Below are 19534 nucleotides of genomic sequence, written 5' to 3'. Positions count from 1 at the left end.
TATTAAAAATTTTTCCAATCGGTATGAAAAAATACCCCAGAATCTGCATCCGTCCGTTCATAGGTATGTGCTCCGAAAAAGTCTCGTTGTGCTTGTATTAAGTTAGCCGTCGAATTTTCAGTACGCAAACCATCAAAATAAGTAAGTCCGGCTGTCATACACGGTAAAGGAATTCCCGAGAACAATCCCCGAGATATCAAAGTTCTCCACCCGTTTTGCAAAGAAATAACCGTATTTTTAAAATAATCATCAAACAAAAGATTGCCGAGAAACGGATCTTTCTTATACGCAGAAACGATCTTTCTCAAAAATGCAGATCGGATTATGCAACCATTTTGCCAAATATATGCAATAGATGCACAATCTAAATGCCATCCATAATGAGACGAGGCCCGCTGTAATAACGAAAAGCCTTGTGCATAGGAAATCATTTTGGATACATATAACGCATCCCGTGCCATATCAACGGAAAAGTCCGTATCATGCCATTTTTCCGTTATATTATCCGGATAGCAGGATGCTGCTTCTCGTCGAATTTCGGGTAAAGCAGAAAGCATCCGAGCATATACGGCTTCCGTAATCAACGTCAAAGGCTCTCCCTCATTCAACGCCACTTCGATACACCAGCGTCCCGTACCTTTTTGTCGGGCAACATCTCTTATCTTGTCAACCAGATACTCTCCGGATTTTTCTTTATAACGTAATATCGATGCCGTTATCTCGATCAGATAACTATTTAAATCTCCATGATTCCATAATTCGAACAAGCGAGATATTTCATCGTTGCCTAAACCCAACGCTTGTTTCAATATCGCATACATTTCGGCGATGAGTTGCATATCTCCATACTCAATTCCATTGTGAACCATTTTAACAAAATGTCCGGAACCACCCGACCCGATCCACCGACAACAAGGTGAGCCGTCTTCTAATTTTGCAGCGATCGACTGCAGCATGTCCTTTATAAAAGGCCAAGCCTCTACCGAACCGCCCGGCATTATAGAAGGACCGTTTAAAGCTCCTTCAGCTCCTCCTGAAATACCGCATCCGACAAACCAGATACCCCGACTTTCCATAAAACGAACCCTTCTGTCCGTATCTCTGAAATCGGAATTTCCCCCGTCTATTACAATGTCTCCCAAAGACAAATGCGGCAAAAGCTGATCTACCAACTCATCTACCGGATCACCGGCAGTTACCATCAATACTATTTTTCGAGGACGAGATACTTTATCGACCAACTCTCCTATCGTAGCGGCCGGTATGAAGTTTTTATTTTTTCCATTCTCTTTCATAAAACGAGATACGACATCTTGTCCCTCTCCTTCCTTCCGGTTATATACAGCCACAACATAACCGTTACGTTCAAAATTAAGAGCCAAATTCGCCCCCATTACGCCTAAACCGATCAGTCCCAAGTCTCCAACTTTCATAATTCATTTTTTTGATATGTATGTCAATTTCCAATTAACCTTCTATAAATAACCCCAAATACTCACAGTTTGTTCATAGAGAAAAATCCGAGTAAAATATTTTCTCCCATATTATTTCTTTTAAAGAATTATACTTATATTTGAAGAAATAAACATATCTAAGTATTATCTATCTGTTATTCATTCTAAAACACATAAAGATAATAATCAACTTTTGATATTATTTGTTATAACTCAATATATTCATTCGGGAGAATTATGATTTTAGACACAGGAAACATTCTTTTAATAGGATCTATTTTACTATTTATCAGTGTTATTGCCGGTAAAGCCGGTTACAAATTCGGAGTCCCGGCATTACTTCTGTTTTTAGGAGTAGGAATGATTTTCGGCAGTGACGGGTTAGGAATACAATTTCACAATCCGCATGAAGCTCAATTTATCGGAGTAATAGCATTAAGTATCATACTCTTTTCTGGAGGTATGGACACCAAATTCACAGAAATCAAACCGATAGCAGGTTCGGGTGTAATTTTAGCAACAATAGGTGTATTAATCACCACAATCATTACAGGAGGTTTTATTTATTATATCTCCGGATACATACCGAATTGTCCGAATCTGACCCTAATGGAATCAATGCTGCTTGCTGCCGTTATGTCCTCTACAGACTCAGCTTCGGTCTTTTCTATTTTACGCTCCAAAGGATTAGGACTCAAACAAAGATTACGACCGGTATTAGAATTAGAGAGCGGAAGTAATGACCCTATGGCATACATGCTCACAATTCTTTTAATACAAATTATACAGATCGGAGAATTTAATGTATGGCAATCGATCGGGATGTTACTCATTCAACTAAGTGTAGGAGCATTGTCCGGATATATTCTGGGACAAGTAACGGTTTGGGTTATGAACCGTATAAATATAGACAACCAATCTTTATATCCAGTATTACTATTAGCTTTCTCGTTCTTTATATTCTCTTTTACAGACCTGCTGAAAGGAAACGGTTATCTTGCCGTATATATTGCCGGACTGGTCGTAGGGAATAAAAAAATGGTACACAAACGGAGTACAGCGACTTTTTTCGACGGCTTTTCATGGTTGTTTCAAATCGTCATGTTCCTCACATTAGGGTTATTGGTCAATCCTTCCGAATTATTACCCGTTATCGGTATCGGTCTATTGATCGGTATTTTTATGATCATATTTGCTCGCCCCATCACTGTTTTTCTGTGCTTGTTACCATTCAAAAATTTTACCACTAAAGCACGCGTATATATATCATGGGTAGGACTTAGAGGAGCTGTACCTATAATTTTTGCCACTTATCCGTTAATCGCAGGCATCGAAAATTCAAAATTCATATTCAATATCGTCTTTTTCATCACGATCATTTCCTTACTGGTACAAGGCACTACTGTGAGCGCTATGGCCAGATGGTTAAAGTTGGACTCTGAAGACGAAACGAAAAAAGAGTTCGACGTATCATTACCGGATGAAATAAAATCATCTATGTCGGAAATACAAATTACCGAAACCGCTCTTGCAAACGGTAATAAATTGATGAATCTGACACTGCCGGACAATACTCTCGCCGTAATGGTGAAACGGAACAACAAATATTTTGTTCCTAAAGGGCACACAACGATTAATCCGGGAGACAAACTTCTTGTAATCAGCGATAACGAAGAAGAGTTGAAAAAGGCTTATGAAAGTTTAGGCATCGAACGATATTCTATGGAAAAAAATTAAAGGAAGTCGTTAGAGCCTGTCTCCTAAATTTTTCTATAAATAAATTCAGTATTTGAGAAACATATCCCGAGAGATATGAAAATCCTCGGGATATAGATTCGACAAAAAACAGATATTTGATTTCTCTTTACAAATCAGTCTTTGATAAAATAAGACAACGGACGACGCAAAGAGTGTGCCGCAGGTAAAGCATAACCAACTCTCAACAATATTACCGGATACCCTGAAAGAAATAAGTTTTGTCTCAACGTGACCGATAATTCTGCTATTTCACAAGGCTGATTCATAAAGGCACATGCAATACCGCATTGTGTAGCTTTTAACAAAAAACGTTGTAAAACACACCCCAACATAATCCAATTGATAATATCATTTTCAGACACAGTAAATAAAGCAAAATGAGATGAAGATTCTATTTTTTTTGAGTCACTACGATTCTGAATCAACGGATTCAAACAAATTTCCATAACCAATTCCGAAACAAAACGAGGCAAATCAGGTGCTCCAAAAACAGAATAACTCAAACCATCTTTAGTTTCCATAGCATGTTTATAATTATATCTCATCCACTTTTTCAACTCATTTTTAAACGCCTTATCCCGTAATTGTATAGTATTCCCGTTTACAATATAGTTTTTCAGCAAATCAAACGAATCCGACCGATTCGGGAACAAATGTACTTTTACACAATCTGTCCAAGAGACCGACTCCAACACCCCAATTATATCTGACGAAATTTTTTCTCCTGAATATATTTTTCGATTGGTCTGCCGTACAGAAATCTGATTAAACATCTCTAAAACTGAATCATTTTTTTCTTTCGCACATGTCAGAATTGCAAAAACTTCCCCATCTTTCCGAATATCAAATGTCACGTTATATCCCCGCTTTTGAGCAGCCCAAAAAAAATTCTCAACAGCACAACCTAACGATACAAAAAGCTCCCGATTATCAGGATCGACTATCGGTAAACATTTGCTTATATCCGGATATATACGTATATAATTCTCATCAATTCCGAATAACCAAGGCTGAGTATTATGCCCCGAAGGAGCTTTTACAGTTTGTTCTATTATAAACAAAGCATCTTTTCTATTCATAATCCTAAATTTTAATTTCACAATTTTGAAATCCAAAGGGAGATAAGCTCATCTATTCCTTCTTGTAATTGTTCCCATCCCTCATCTGTCTGAAGAGAAATACCATTATAGAAGTCACAATTTTCCTCAAGTAAAGCAAGATAACTGATCGACGCACTCAACAATGTCGCAATAACGGCAACTTCTCTACAAGGATGACCGGACAACCGGGACACAGCCTCTATAAGCCATACACCTTTGTCTTCTCTCTGTCTCCTCAAATCTTTGATAAATTTATTACCGGACATAAACTCCCATCGATATAACCGACGTAATGTATAATTTCCCCTAAGAACAGCAATCTGACAATGAAACATCTCTTTTATAAAATTCTCCAATCCTTCTTTTTTCGGTAAATTCGATTTAAAGTTTATCCAAAAATCATACTGTTCGATATAAGCCGCCACAAGTCCATCTAATGACCCGAAATATCTGTATATAAGCATCTTCGATACTCCGGCTTTGGATGCTACGGCATTTATACCTAATTTCTCGAAACCGGATTCCTCAATCAATTCCTGTATAGCTGACAATAAACGTTGCTCTGTCGCTTTTCTGTTTCTTAAAAGTTCTCTTTCCATATAGTTTAATATAACATTCAGAAACAAATATATGTTACCTATCGGTAACATACAAGTGAATATATAAATAAACCAAGATCAAAAAAATTTTATCCCCATCAAATGCGAATAGTATAAATATATTAAATTACACATATATTATAATTATTATAGATATACCATTTCACATAAAAACCCCATATTATTAACAATGTCAAAGACGAATTTAACATAGCAATTTTTTTAGCAAAAAGAAAAAATAAGATTTCACAAAGCTATACGATGAAAATTTTATGTACATTTAGGTGCTTAATCTTATGTACGGATGCACAAACATGCACGAAGAAGATCTTTGGAATCCTCGTCGTGTGTATGTTTGTGTACCGTTAATTAAGATTAAGCAATTGATTAACCGACGAGGATTCCTTTTTGTTCACGATAAATTCAAAATAAATGGAAACCTTTAATTTCGAACATGAGTTACTCTGCATTCAAGAAAAACTTTTAAATTTTGCCATAGCTTTAACGCATAACCCGACATACGCATGGGACTTAGTACAAGAAACAAATGTTAAAATATTGGAGAACCGTAATAAATTCGAAAGCCATTACTATCCGATTAAAATAGGTTATACTTTTATTAAGAATCTTTTTATTTCAGACAGAAGAAAGATAAAACAACTTCAGGAAAAAGCCATAATTCTCGATCCTCAAGACCAATATAAAATCGAAGGAGGCGAACCTGTTCAAATAAATTATGATTACAACTACATTCTGGAAGTTTTGAATCTTTTAGACAACCAAAGTAGAAAAATAATAAAACTTCTTATTGAAGGAAAACGATATGCCGAAATATCAGAAATTCTAAATATCCCAGAAGGTACGGTAAAAAGCCAAATACATCGTATCCGGGAACAACTTAAACAGTCGTTAGCTGAACTGTTAGAAACAGATACAAAAGAATAAAGAAATTTACAAATTAACAGGGAATAAATTAGGAGAAGATATTTAACCCTAAACTGAATTCAAATATTTTTATATATAAACTCATCAGTATTTGTTGTATTATATAAATATTTGATTACTTCTTTTTCAAATCCAATTAAATACTCTCATACATTACTTATTAAAATGAATAACAAAAAAATTGAGATAAAAGGTATTAATTACCAACGTAAGCAATTTTGAGATGCTTCAATACTTGGTATTCTATATAAACAGAAAATAAATTCATCCCCTATTTTGACTCCTAAAAACAAAAAGCGCTTATAATTTATTGATTATAAGCGCTTTTAAAAAAAAATAAAGTGGAGCATACAGGACTCGAACCTGCCACCTTTTGACTGCCAGTCAAACGCTCTAGCCAGATGAGCTAATGCCCCCTCTTCTTGGTGCAAAGATAGAATCATTTTCGAATAATCACAATATATCACGAAGTTTTTCTATTTTTGCAATATATAAAAACGGGCAATACAGAGTTATTCAAATTTTATGGAAATCTCTTTTGACAGCTCATTCATAGTTAATAAGTTGCATTTCAAATTCTAAAAAATCGAATTTGTTCTACCTCGATCGAAACTAATTATAAATAAAAACAATGATCATAATCAATACAACATACCACGCATCTGACAATATAAAAGAAATATTCATCAACTGGATAAAGGAAATATATATTCCGACAGCTTTACAACATGAAGAATTAAGCGAACCTCAGCTTTGTCGTATAATAACAGGAAACGAAAATGAAGGAGAAAATTTCTCACTCCAATTTCACGTAAAAGATACGGCTTCTTTGTCTCGCTGGTATAACGAGACCGGAGATGATCTAGCACATGCTTTGACCGAAAAATTCAAAGATCAAGTCGTAGGGTTTACTACTCTTCTCGAAATTATCGAATAATATGCCGAAGGAAAGAATTATTATCGGTATTGATCCCGGAACTACAGTCATGGGATACGGAGTACTAAAAATAAACGGTAATAAGCCGGAACTTATTACCTTAGGTATCTTGCAGCTTAATAAATTCGATAATCATTATATGAAATTACGTAGGATATTCGAAAGAGTGTTAGGACTGATAGACCAATATCATCCGGATGAGATGGCTATCGAATCGCCTTTTTTCGGAAAGAACGTCCAATCTATGTTAAAGCTCGGAAGAGCACAAGGTGTAGCGATGTCGGCGGCATTATACCGAGATATTCCTATTACAGAATATGCACCTCTGAAAATAAAAATGTCTATCACCGGAAACGGTAACGCCTCTAAAGAACAAGTCGCAGATATGCTAAAACGAATGTTACATATTCCGGAAGAAAACATGCTGCCGCAATTAGATGCCACAGACGGGTTAGCTGCCGCTTTATGTCATTTTTTCCAAACAAATCGCCCGCAAACGGAAAAAGCTTATACAAGCTGGAAAGATTACATTGCAAAAAATCCCTCAAAAATTAAGAAATAAATATTTCTCCGGCACTTTCCTATTTTTTTATAACTTTGCTTTCGCTTAAAAGAATAAAACGTAAGAGAGCAAAAGATCACAAATTCAGAAAAATATGACGATACAAGATGCGCTAAAGCAACGAATATTGATTCTCGATGGTGCAATGGGTACTATGATTCAACGTTATAACCTGTCTGAAAGCGACTATCGAGGAGAACTTTTTACTAACCATCCCGAAGAGCTTAAAGGCAATAATGATATTTTATGTCTCACTCAACCCCAAATCATCAGCGAAATACACGAAGCTTATCTACAAGCCGGATCGGATATCATCGAAACAAATACATTTAATGCAACATCCGTGTCAATGAACGATTACGGCATGCAGAATCATATACGGGAAATAAATATAAAAGCAGCGCAATTAGCACGCAAAGCAGCCGATAAATACACAACAGAAGATAAACCTCGTTTTGTTGCCGGATCTATCGGACCGACAAACAAAACCACATCGATGTCTCCGGACGTAAACAATCCTGCATTCAGATCTTTGAGCTACGATAATCTGGTATTTTCTTACCTGGAACAGATAAAAGCTTTGCTCTCCGGCGGCGTAGATGCTCTATTGGTCGAAACCGTATTCGACACGTTAAATGCAAAAGCAGCTTTATTTGCCGCCACTGCGGCAATGGAAGAAACCGGAATTCACGTTCCGATCATGGTTTCTGCCACAGTCTCCGATTCCGGAGGTCGAACATTATCGGGACAAACATTAGAAGCTTTTCTCGCATCGATACAACACGCCCCAATTCTTACATTAGGATTGAACTGTTCCTTTGGAGCTCGAGACATGAAACCTTTCTTGAAACAGTTATCTGAAATCGCACCGTATTATATCAGTGCTTATCCCAATGCCGGACTGCCGAACCGTTTCGGAGAATATGACGAAACTCCCGAAGCCATGGCAAATCAAATGAGAGAATTCGTTGAAGAAAGACTGGTCAACATCATAGGGGGATGTTGCGGCACTACTCCTGCACATATAAAACTATATAATGAGTTAATCGACGGGAAACAGCCTCATATTCCCATTGATAAACCGAATGTATTATGGCTTTCCGGATTAGAACGTCTCGAAATAAAGCCGGAAAACAATTTCATTAATGTAGGAGAGAGATGCAATGTTGCCGGCTCTCGTAAATTTCTCCGCCTCATTTCGGAAAAAAATTATGAAGAAGCTTTGGGCATCGCCCGAAAACAAGTAGAAGACGGTGCTCAAATCATCGATATAAACATGGATGATGCCATGCTCGACGCAAAATCGGAAATGATCACATTTCTAAACCTGATTGCTTCCGAGCCGGAAATATCGAAAGTTCCTGTCATGATCGATTCATCCAAATGGGAAGTAATAGAGTCAGGGCTAAAATGCGTGCAGGGTAAATCTATTGTCAATTCGATCAGCCTGAAAGAGGGCGAAACCATATTTCTCGAGCATGCCCGTATGATTAAGAAACTGGGAGCTGCAATGGTCGTCATGGCATTCGATGAGAATGGACAGGCAGACAGCTTCGACCGCAAGATAGAAATATGTGAACGGGCATACAAACTATTGACCCAAAAAGCAGGTATAGATCCAAACGATATTATTTTCGATCCGAATGTATTGGCTGTAGCAACAGGTATAGACGAACACCTGAATTACGGCATCGATTTCATCAAAGCTACGACATGGATCAAGAAGAATCTACCCGGAGCAAAAGTCAGCGGAGGAATCAGCAATCTCTCTTTTTCTTTCCGAGGGAACAACTACATACGAGAAGCAATGCATGCAGCATTTCTTTTTCATGCTGTTAAAGCCGGAATGGATATGGGAATCGTCAATCCCGGAACTTCCGTCACATATACAGACATACCGAAAGAGGTTCTTTCGGTCATCGAGGATGTAATACTGAACCGGAAACCGGACGCTACTGAAAAACTGATAATTCTCGCCGAAGAATTAAAAAATCGGCAAAACGGCAAGACCGTAGAAAAAAAAGATATAAGAGACGAAATGACCTTAGACGAGAGATTGGAATATGCATTAATCAAAGGTATATCCGAAAATCTGGAAACCGATTTGTCCGAAGCCATGCGAATATATGGCAAGGCCGTAAAAGTCATAGACGGTCCGCTTATGAAAGGAATGAACACGGTAGGAGAACTATTTGGTGCCGGGAAAATGTTTTTACCGCAAGTCGTAAAAACAGCTCGTACAATGAAACAAGCGGTAGCCATTCTTAAACCGTTTATCGAAGCTGATAAAGCAGACAAAAGTTCTCCGGAAAAAGCCGGCAAGTTCTTACTGGCAACAGTTAAAGGTGATGTTCATGACATCGGGAAAAATATCGTAGGAGTCGTTTTGGCGTGCAACAACTATGAAGTTATCGATTTAGGGGTTATGGTTCCTACCGAAAAAATCATAAAAACCGCCATCGAAGAAAAAGTGGACATCGTCTGCTTAAGCGGGCTTATTACTCCATCTCTCGAAGAGATGTGTCACGTAGCTGAAGAAATGGAGAAAGCAGGGATGACAATTCCTCTCATGATCGGTGGAGCAACGACTTCAAAAATACATACTGCCGTAAAAATAGCCCCTCATTACAGCGGTCCGGTGATTCACGTGAAAGACGCTTCTCAAAATCCTCTGATCGCAGCACAACTGGCAAACAGCGAAACCCGAAAAATTTTCTTGGAACAACTAAAAAAGGAACAAGAAAAACTCAGAGAATCTATTCAAGAAAAAATACTTCTCACTCCGTTAAGCAACGCGAGAAATCATAAAATCAAAATAGAGTGGGAAAAATATAATCCGGTAAAGCCGTTATTGACCGGACAGGTTCAAGAACTGCATTTTTCAATTAAAGAAATTCGCCCTTACATCAATTGGATATTCTTTTTCAATGCATGGAAATTAGGAGGGAAATTCGCATCTATCGCATTCATAAACGGATGTGACCACTGCAAGGCATCTTGGCTTACCCAATTTCCGGAGCAAGAAAGAGCAAAGGCTGCCGAAGCGATGCAATTATATAAAGAGGCTTCCCGAATGCTCGACAAACTGATCGAAGACCAAACTGAAACGGATATTTTGGTCGGAATATTCGAGGCAAATTCTCAAAATGAGTCTATATATATTCAGAAAGAAGGCGTATCGCACATCATACCTTGCTTGCGACAGCAAGTACAAAAAAAAGGAAGCGAAGCCTGCTATTATTCGCTTTCAGATTTCATCATGCCAGCAGACACCCAAAAGACAGATTACATTGGAGTCTTTACAGTAACGGCAGGAAAAGAAATCGAGAACCGGATCGAATACTACAAACAGCAAGATGATAATTATAATGCCCTTTTACTGCAATCTCTCTCTGACCGCATCGCCGAAGCTGCAACCGAGCTTCTACATTATCGGGTGCGAAAAGAGATATGGGGATATTCACCGAATGAGACCGCAACGGTAGAAAACTTGCTGAAAGAACATTATCAAGGAATTCGTCCGGCAATCGGCTATCCATCTCTTCCCGACCAATCGCTTGCTTTCGACATCGACAAACTGCTCGGATTCGACCAAATCGATGTTTCATTAACCGAAAACGGTGCGATGAAGCCAAACTCTACGGTCTCAGGAATTATGATAGCTCATCCGCAATCTGCTTATTTCCATATCGGACAAATCGATATGGAACAACGGGCTGAATATTGTAAAAAAAGAAATTTTTCGATAGAAGATTCTTATAAATGGCTTTCTGTATAAAAAAATGTACATAGAAAATAAAGTATCCGACTCTGAATCGAAACAGTATCATTTCCCCGATATTTATTTTCAAGATATAACGGAGATACATAATAATAAAGAATTTTCCGTTAAAAGGAAATATACCGGCTTATATACCGTCTTTATCAATATAATCGAAGAAAAGACGCAAAATTGTCGCATCAGCTTCTCCGGTGTATTTCCAAGAATGACCTATATTTGTAAAAATCATGATTTTTCGGATACAGAAATATATCATCTCAACAAATTCCGCATTCATTGTAACCGGATAAGACAAAATCGGGATATTCCTTCATACGAGGATTATTTACATGACCTGAAAAGCTTGTCCGATTTCATTGCAAAAATATACGAGAGACCGATTCCCGAAAACTTAAAAGAATGTCTTCCTCATGCAACCCGGTCAATCACATCTGCAGACTATGCACCCGATATTAATATAAGAATCACCGTTTCGTCTTGGGATAAAGATTTCATCACAGGCTACACCGAAGACGATAATTCGGTTTTCGTAAAAATAGATTATCACAAATATGCTCAAAATAACGATCTCGACTACATAGCCGATTTATTAGCCGAGAATACACAATTATATCTGTTGAACACGAAAATCGAGAAAAACGGAATTCTTTGTCCGGAACAAATCATTTACGAACCGGACTATCTACTCGAGATCTCTACAATAGCCCGTTGCTGGAAAGAATATGGTGATCATCCCTGCAATTATCTGCTGGAAAAAATATCACCTGCCCGAAACACCCCGGCTATGCTCTTAGGAAATCTGGCCGGACAATTTCTCGATGAAACCATCAATACACAAGATCTGCATGAGAACAGTTATAATAACTCGATCAAACGCTTCTTCATTAAGTCTGCACTAAAAATAATCACGTGCGAGGAAAGTCTGAAAGATTTTCATCATCAGGCAAAAGAACAGATGAAAAATATTCGGAATTTTGTTGAAAAAATTTTTCCCGAAATTCATAACATCGAACGGGACAAGCTCATTCTCGAACCGTCTTTTATCTGCAAAGAACTGGGTATTCAAGGACGTGTAGACCTTTTACAAGATAATTACAAAATTTTGATGGAACAAAAGTCGGGTAAAAGAGATATTTATACCAACGGGCATAAAGAAGAACATTATATCCAGATGTTACTATACCGTTTACTGCTCTCTTATAATTTCAACATCAAAAGTAAAGATTCGGAACAATATCTGTTATATTCGAAGTATCCCGACGGACTGATGCTCGAAAGTTCTTCCGACCCCAACCTCATGAGGAAAATTTTAAGACTAAGAAACCGTATAGTCAAATATGAAATGCTCTACGCAGAAGGTGCGATAAAAAATATTCTCGAAAATCTGACTCCGGAAGAGCTAAATATAAATGCAAAAACAAACGTGCTCTGGAAAAAATTCCAGCTTCCTCATATCCGGCAAATATTAAGTATATATCAAAACGCATCATATCTCGAAAAATGCTATTTTGCAAGACTTTTTACCTTTATCTCTAAAGAGCATCTTCTTGCAAAAACCGGGAATTCAAGCAAAAACAGAGGGTTCTCAGGAATATGGAGATGCGAAGTAGCAGAAAAGGAATCTACCGGGGATATTTTAACAGGACTTGATCTTGTAAATAAAGAAGAGTCAGGAATATACGGAGGGTATGATACGATTACATTTTCCGTCCCGTCACAAGAAGATGATTTACTGCCTAACTTCAGAAATGGCGATATAGTATTACTCTATTCATATCCGGAGGGAGATATCCCCAATGCCTGTAAAGCGAAAATATTACGAGGAACTATCAAGAATATATGTTATACAGAGGTAACCGTCAGACTGCAATCTCCTCAAAAAAATACTTGTATCTTCCCGGAAAACCAAAAATGGGTGATAGAACACGACTTTTGGGAATCTTCCTATACCTCGATTTATCAAGCCCTATTCGCCTTTTTATCGGCAGATAAAAAAAGAAAAGAGTTATTATTGAATTTATGTTTGCCGACAAAAGATTCTACAAAAAAACTAAATGGAAACTACAACACCGAAAATGTATTTCTCAACGATGTAATATTGAAAGCCAAACAAGCCAATGACTACTTTTTGCTAATAGGACCTCCCGGTACAGGAAAAACATCGTATGCTTTGGTTGCAATGGTGAAAGAAGCCCTCTCCGAATCGTCTTCGATACTACTGTCGGCTTATACCAACCGGGCAGTAGATGAAATCTGTGACAAGATGGATAAACACAAGATCCAATATATCAGAATCGGTTCGGAATTATCTTGTGACGAACGTTTTAGAAAAAATCTGTTGGATGAGAAAATACGATTAAATCCGAATGCGGATATTGTTCGCAAAGTAATTCAGGAGACCCGGGTGTTCGTAGGAACGATAACCAGCATATCGGGAAAACTCAACTTATTCGGCATCAAACATTTCGATCTGGCTATTATCGATGAAGCATCTCAAATTCTCGAACCGAATTTACTCGGAATACTATGTGCCAGACATAAGAATCAAACAGCCATAGATAAATTTATCTTCATCGGAGACCACAAACAACTGCCCGCTGTGGTTCAACAATCCGAAAGAGAGTCTATCGTATCAGAACCAGAATTGATAAAGATAGGAATGAGCGATTGTCGTAATTCTCTATTCGAACGGCTGATTAACATACAAAAGAAAAACGGTTCGGAAGATTTCATACACATGTTGTTTAAACAAGGGCGCATGCATCCGGAAATTTCATCTTTCTCAAATGAAATTTTCTATGAAAAAAAGTTGAAACCCATTCCTTTAAAACATCAATTAGAAATACTTCATTGTCCTTCTTACGACAAATCTGACGGCTTACAAAATCTTATCGCCTCTCACCGATTGGCATTTATCGTATCAAAAGGAGACAAGAACCCCATATCCGATAAAACAAACAAAGATGAAGCCATACGTATATCGGCTTTATTAAAAACAATTTATACAATAAACAAAAATAATTTCAACCCTCAAACCGTAGGGGTAATCGTTCCTTATCGCAATCAGATCGCTCTGATACGAAAAGAAATAAAACAACTAAATATCCCAGCATTGTCGGATATCACGATCGACACAGTAGAACGGTATCAAGGCAGCGAACGAGATTTTATTATTTACGGATTTACCGTACAAAAAATTTACCAGCTCGAATTTCTCACCGGAAATGTATTCAAAGATAATGGTCAGACTATAGACAGGAAGTTGAATGTCGTATTGACCCGTGCCCGTAAACAGTTGTTCTTGATAGGCAATCCGCAAATACTCTCATACAATATCATTTTTCAAAAACTCATTAAGTTTATCGACAACAGACAAGGGGTATGCGACATACCTATCGAATATTTCATACAAGGCAAATTCTCTTGCTCTCCAGCAGATAAAACATCTGTGCCCGATTCAAGACAAAAACTTAACGTTTAAGAAGCAAAAAATCAAAACATTTTTTTTCATATTTTGTTATTATTGTATCGTCATTAACAACACAGAATATGATAAAGAAAATAACCTGTCTTATTGGCATCAGTTTTTATTTTATAACCGTTTTTTCCGAAACGAATCAAGTCTCACAAATCATTTCCCGTTTAAACCAAATAGAACATTACCGGGGAGAAGCCTTATTCCGCGTTACATTACCGATGACCGATGAAGAGGTAGAATACAAACTCTCTCTTCAATATCAGAAAAACCCGGCAGATACCTTATACGGATATTCTTATTTCATAGATCTCACATCAGAAAGCAATCCGGCAATAAACGGAGATTTCATCTATTACGACTCCGGAAACTATTACAATTTCAGCAATCACAGATTGCGAGAATATCATGCGGAAGAAGATCCTGCACCTTTCTATGATAAAATGAACAATAAAAGCGAATTGCCGGGAATACATCGTTCAGGATTATTTATAGAAGAATTTCCTATGGAAATAGCATCTCGATTGCAAAAAAGTCTCAACAATCCGGAAAACCGCATTCAAACATACTCCGATACATTGATAAATAATCGTAAATGCAATGCTTTGTATATAGACGAGTATATCAACGGGGAAACAATTCGATCATCGGTCTACATATTCGATTCTGAGTCTGGCACTCCGATATTTAAGGAAATAGAAAATAATCCCGGACATTTAGGATCTCAAACAGTCACCGTCAAATACATATCATCAGATATAAAAACACCTTTTCCGAACAATTTTTTTTCAGAAGAGAATTTCATAAAACAGAAAGGCAATATTATCGCACCGTTCCGAAGCAACTATTTTAAAGCCCAAAACCTGGCAGGTAAAACTGCTCCCAACTTTTCGCTCCCACTGCTGAATAATGAGAAAAGATTCGATTTGTCGGAATATGAAGACCGAACTCTGATACTTGCATTTGTCGATACTACAAGTAGTTTCTGCAAAAAGACATTGGATTGCGCAAAATATTTCTCTGATAATAAAAGCCTCCTATGGATTACTTTATTATCTGAAAAAAATTCGGATGATCTGATAAAATATCAAGAAGAAAACGTACTGCCCGGAATCGTTATTTGTGATGCTCAAAATATAGCAGCCCAATACGGTATAGCAAACTATCCTACTCTATTCGTCATCTCTCCCGAAAAAAGAATTATTGGGGTACAAATAGGATATGATCCTGATATGGTCCAAAATTTACAACAAATATTAGAAACAAATATAAAAGATTAAACGGAATATTTCTTTTATTTGTTATTTCAAAATAAACAATAGTATAAACACAATTTAAAATTAAAAATTATGGCTCAAATAAAATTTAAAGGGAATCCCGTTTCTACCAACGGAGAATTACCCAAAGTAGGAAGTAAAGCACCTTGCTTCAGTTTGGTAAAATCAGATTTAAGTGAATTAAGTTGTTGCGACTTGAAAGGGAAACGACTGGTTCTTAATATTTTCCCAAGTCTGGATACGAGCGTTTGTGCAACATCGGTTCGCAAATTCAATAAACTTGCAGCCGATATGGATAATACGCTTGTAATAGCAATATCTAAAGACCTGCCTTTTGCTCAAAGCCGGTTCTGCACGACAGAAGGGATAGAAAACGTGATCCCGGCTTCGGCATTCAGAGCCTCGGATTTTTCTCAACAATATGGCATAGAAATGGTAGACGGACCGTTAGCCGGACTATTAGCCCGGGCGGTAGTAGTAATAGACGAAAACTTCAATGTCATATACAAAGAACTCGTACCGGAAATTACTCAAGAACCGAATTATGATGCTGTCATAGCAGCTCTAAAAAAATAAAAAGTCCGGGAAATAACAATAACGCTTTTTGAGAGCTAAAATAACGGATATAATAAAATCTCCTTATTGCAGTTTTTAACAGGAACTCAATAAGGAGATTTTATTTTTTAAGTCTGTTTAAATTTTCCGATAAGAAAAAAACAATTCAGGATCACGCCGAGATGAAAAATTCTTAAACAGATAATCGGTAAACGGTGTTTCAAACACTCTTGCCTGATTAGGACATTCCTTAACACAAGCACAACACTTGATACACGACTCCGGATCACTTACAATTCCATCTTGCAATTCAATAGACTGTGTAGGGCATATTTCGATACAATATCCGCATTGTGTGCAAAGTTCTGAAATCGTAACCGGAGTTTGAGGTGTTTTATTTCCTTTTACCTTATATGGGAAATTTCCCTTTACTTGTAAATCAATAAACTCTCCCGACCAATCATTTAAAAAAGCTGCTGTTTTCGAACCGAATGCAAAAGCCGTATCTATATCCGCTTTATCCGGGCGTCCTTCAGCAACCGGACGATCCGGACGACTGTACGAATGTTCTCCGATAAATGCTCCTCCCGACACCGGAATAAAGCCTTGCTCTTTTGCAATATCCCGTAACTCTATCAATGCATCTTCATAATCTCTATTTCCGTAAACAACGGCAACCACGGCTGGAATATTATTACCTCGTATCGAACGCAAGCGTTCTACAGCCGTTTCGGCAACTCGCCCTCCATATACAGGAACAGAAATGACAGCAACGCCCTCCTCTATTAAAATATTCTTTACAGGTTTCTCATACGTAATATCCAACTCTTTATGTTCACAAGTACCCATTCCCTCGGCAATAGCATCTGCAATTCTCAAAGATGTATGTGTCGGAGAGAAAAAAATAGTATGTACGACCGATATTTTCATAAGCTATATATTTCTTTTATTTTCTGATTAATACCAAATTGTGGCGACCAATTTACGAGGGCCTCCATAATCTCTGAACTCACACAGATATATTCCTTGCCATATTCCTAAAGCCAACTTTTTATTGCGAATGGGAACGGTCAATGACACCCCTATCACAGAAGATTTCAAATGAGCGGGCATATCGTCGCTTCTCTCCAATACATGCGTATAATAGGACTGATTCTCCGGGATTAAATGATTGAACGATCGCTCAAAATCTGTACGAACCGAAGGATCGGCATTCTCATTTATAGTCAATCCTGCAGAAGTATGCTGTATGAACAAATTCAACAGCCCTTCTTCCGGCAATTCTGGAAGTTCCTTTTCTACCAATGAAGTAATCAGATGAAAACCTCGTCTGAAAGCAGGAAGACAAAAAGAATTTTGCTTTACCATAACATAATATATTAATTATTTCGTTCCAGCTCACGCAAGTTATCGATTCTTTTCTTTTCCAAGAAATCGTATATTCCTCCTAAGTGTTCTATAACTCGCTTATTCCCGAATTCATATACTTTATCCACCAAACCATTTAAAAAATCACGGTCATGAGAAACGACAATCAATGTGCCGTCAAATTCTTTAAGAGCTGTTTTAAGAATATCTTTTGTTTTTAAATCCAAATGATTCGTCGGCTCGTCTAAGATCAACAGATTTACAGGTTCTAACAATAACTTAATCATTGCCAAACGGGTACGCTCACCGCCGGAAAGCACTTTTACCTTTTTGGCAGAATTCTCACCGCCGAACATAAATGCACCCAATATATCTTTTATCTTTGTTCGTATATCCCCCTTGGCAACATCATCTATCGTTTGAAAAACCGTGAGTTCTTCATCCAACAGAGAAGCTTGATTTTGAGCGAAATAACCAATCATTACATTATGCCCGAGAGTTAGTGTTCCGTCAAACTTCGTCTCTCCCATTATACATTTGACCAATGTCGATTTTCCTTCACCGTTTTTCCCGACAAATGCAACTTTCTCTCCCCTTTCGATAGTCAATGTAGCCTTCGAAAATACGGTATGGTTACCGTATGATTTCGAAACATCCTCTATAATTACCGGATAATTACCCGAACGGGGAGAAGGAGGAAAACGTAATTTCAGAGCAGAGGTATCTTCTTCATCGACTTCGACCAGTTCGAGTTTTTCTAACATCTTCACACGAGATTGCACTTGCAAAGTTTTGGAATAAGTCCCTTTGAAACGTTCGATAAATTCTTTTGTTTCAGCAATCATTTTTTGCTGATCTTCATAAGCTTTCTGCTGTTGTTCTCGCCGTTCTTTCCGCAACTCGAGATATTTCGAATAATTTACCTTATAATCATAAATACGCCCCATAGTTACTTCTATTGTCCGAGTAGTAATGTTATCTACAAAAGCCCGGTCGTGTGATATTACGATTACTGCTTTCGCATTCGAAACAAGAAAATTCTCCAACCATTGTATCGACTCGATATCCAAATGATTGGTAGGCTCGTCGAGCAACAGAATGTCCGGACGCTTCAGCAACAACTTAGCTAACTCGATACGCATGCGCCAACCTCCGCTGAACTCAGAAGTGGATTTGGAAAAATCGGATCGATTAAAACCTAATCCCAACAATACTTTTTCAACATCTTCTTCATAATTGGTCGCATCTACCGAATAAAATTTTTCACTCAATAAAGAAACATCTTCTATCAGCTTATAATACTCCTCAGACTCATAATCGGTACGAGTAGCCAATTCATTATTAAGTCGCTCTATCTCTTTTTCCATCTCAAAAAGATGAGAAAAGGCCTGCGATGTCTCTTCAAATACAGTTCGCTTGTTATCAGTCATCAAATGCTGGGGAAGATATGCAATTACCGTATCTTTAGGTACTGAAATACTTCCACGGGAAGGTGTCCTCACCCCTGCCAGAATTTTCAACAAAGTGGACTTTCCCGCCCCATTTTTTCCCATTAAAGCAATGCGATCTTTTTCATTAACTACAAACGAGACATCTTGAAAAAGTGTCGTGCCTCCAAATTCTACGGTCAGCCCGTCAACAGAAATCATATATTTATTGTTATATTAAAATGCAAAGATACTATAACTCTTTAAATAAAAAGATCGAAAATTCCTTGCTTTCG

14 protein-coding genes and 1 tRNA gene are annotated in these 19534 nt (G+C 37.5%); 8 read left to right on the top strand and 7 right to left on the bottom strand.

All coding sequences use genetic code 11. The annotated features are described in order from the left end of the window. Positions 1–2: 2 nt before the first annotated feature. A complete protein-coding gene (gnd, locus tag QUE35_RS00665; RefSeq protein ID WP_022599570.1) occupies positions 3–1433 on the bottom strand; it encodes a decarboxylating NADP(+)-dependent phosphogluconate dehydrogenase in 1431 nt (476 codons plus the stop codon). Positions 1434–1691: 258 nt separating this feature from the next. Between gnd and QUE35_RS00660 the strand changes: the two genes are divergently transcribed. Next, complete coding sequence (locus QUE35_RS00660) at positions 1692–3191, top strand: potassium/proton antiporter (protein WP_009316707.1); 1500 nt, start codon at positions 1692–1694, stop codon at positions 3189–3191. A 134-nt stretch (positions 3192–3325) separates the two neighbouring features. Here the strand turns inward: QUE35_RS00660 and QUE35_RS00655 are convergent, their stop codons facing one another. Further along, positions 3326–4291, bottom strand: coding sequence for an Acg family FMN-binding oxidoreductase (locus tag QUE35_RS00655; RefSeq protein WP_022599573.1), 966 nt, complete (start codon positions 4289–4291; stop codon positions 3326–3328). 17 nt (positions 4292–4308) lie between these two features. Continuing rightward, on the bottom strand, positions 4309–4911 hold the full coding sequence (locus tag QUE35_RS00650) for a TetR/AcrR family transcriptional regulator (protein ID WP_031258059.1): 603 nt from the start codon (positions 4909–4911) through the stop codon (positions 4309–4311). A 432-nt stretch (positions 4912–5343) separates the two neighbouring features. On the opposite strand from QUE35_RS00650, the gene QUE35_RS00645 reads away from it, so the two are divergent. Beyond that, positions 5344–5856, top strand: a complete 513-nt coding sequence (locus QUE35_RS00645) for an RNA polymerase sigma factor (protein WP_009316702.1) — start codon at positions 5344–5346, stop codon at positions 5854–5856. A 342-nt stretch (positions 5857–6198) separates the two neighbouring features. On the opposite strand, the gene QUE35_RS00640 is transcribed toward QUE35_RS00645, so the two are convergent. After that, a tRNA-Ala gene (locus QUE35_RS00640) sits at positions 6199–6272 on the bottom strand. Positions 6273–6487: 215 nt separating this feature from the next. Here QUE35_RS00640 and QUE35_RS00635 point away from each other — a divergent pair. The 6 genes from QUE35_RS00635 (at position 6488) to tpx (ending at position 16464) form a co-directional block, all read left to right on the top strand. Further along, positions 6488–6793 carry a DUF4286 family protein gene (locus tag QUE35_RS00635; protein WP_009316701.1) on the top strand — a complete coding sequence of 102 codons (306 nt, stop codon included), beginning with the start codon at positions 6488–6490 and terminating at the stop codon, positions 6791–6793. A 1-nt stretch (position 6794) separates the two neighbouring features. After that, a complete protein-coding gene (ruvC, locus tag QUE35_RS00630; protein WP_009316700.1) occupies positions 6795–7355 on the top strand; it encodes a crossover junction endodeoxyribonuclease RuvC in 561 nt (186 codons plus the stop codon). Between the two features lie 82 nt (positions 7356–7437). Further along, positions 7438–11133, top strand: coding sequence for a methionine synthase (metH, locus tag QUE35_RS00625; RefSeq protein WP_081705557.1), 3696 nt, complete (start codon positions 7438–7440; stop codon positions 11131–11133). Between the two features lie 4 nt (positions 11134–11137). After that, the gene (locus QUE35_RS00620; protein ID WP_022599578.1) at positions 11138–14617 is read left to right on the top strand and encodes an AAA domain-containing protein; all 3480 of its coding nucleotides are present in this window, start codon (positions 11138–11140) and stop codon (positions 14615–14617) included. Between the two features lie 68 nt (positions 14618–14685). Beyond that, positions 14686–15891, top strand: coding sequence for a peroxiredoxin family protein (locus tag QUE35_RS00615; protein ID WP_022599580.1), 1206 nt, complete (start codon positions 14686–14688; stop codon positions 15889–15891). A 69-nt stretch (positions 15892–15960) separates the two neighbouring features. Beyond that, positions 15961–16464, top strand: a complete 504-nt coding sequence (gene tpx / locus QUE35_RS00610; protein WP_022599581.1) for a thiol peroxidase — start codon at positions 15961–15963, stop codon at positions 16462–16464. Positions 16465–16581: 117 nt separating this feature from the next. Here the strand turns inward: tpx and QUE35_RS00605 are convergent, their stop codons facing one another. From QUE35_RS00605 to QUE35_RS00595, 3 genes are read right to left on the bottom strand one after another with little or no spacing between them, the layout of a single operon-like run. Beyond that, the gene (locus QUE35_RS00605; protein WP_022599583.1) at positions 16582–17373 is read right to left on the bottom strand and encodes a 4Fe-4S dicluster domain-containing protein; all 792 of its coding nucleotides are present in this window, start codon (positions 17371–17373) and stop codon (positions 16582–16584) included. 27 nt (positions 17374–17400) lie between these two features. Beyond that, positions 17401–17811 carry a secondary thiamine-phosphate synthase enzyme YjbQ gene (locus QUE35_RS00600; RefSeq protein ID WP_022599584.1) on the bottom strand — a complete coding sequence of 137 codons (411 nt, stop codon included), beginning with the start codon at positions 17809–17811 and terminating at the stop codon, positions 17401–17403. Positions 17812–17822: 11 nt separating this feature from the next. Next, positions 17823–19460, bottom strand: a complete 1638-nt coding sequence (locus tag QUE35_RS00595) for an ABC-F family ATP-binding cassette domain-containing protein (RefSeq protein ID WP_022599586.1) — start codon at positions 19458–19460, stop codon at positions 17823–17825. Positions 19461–19534 lie beyond the last annotated feature (74 nt).

The organism is Coprobacter fastidiosus (assembly GCF_030296935.1).
GTDB classification, from domain to species: domain Bacteria; phylum Bacteroidota; class Bacteroidia; order Bacteroidales; family Coprobacteraceae; genus Coprobacter; species Coprobacter fastidiosus.
The sequence above is the reverse complement of the archived record's forward strand: the minus strand, read 5'-3'. Positions and strand labels throughout refer to the sequence as shown.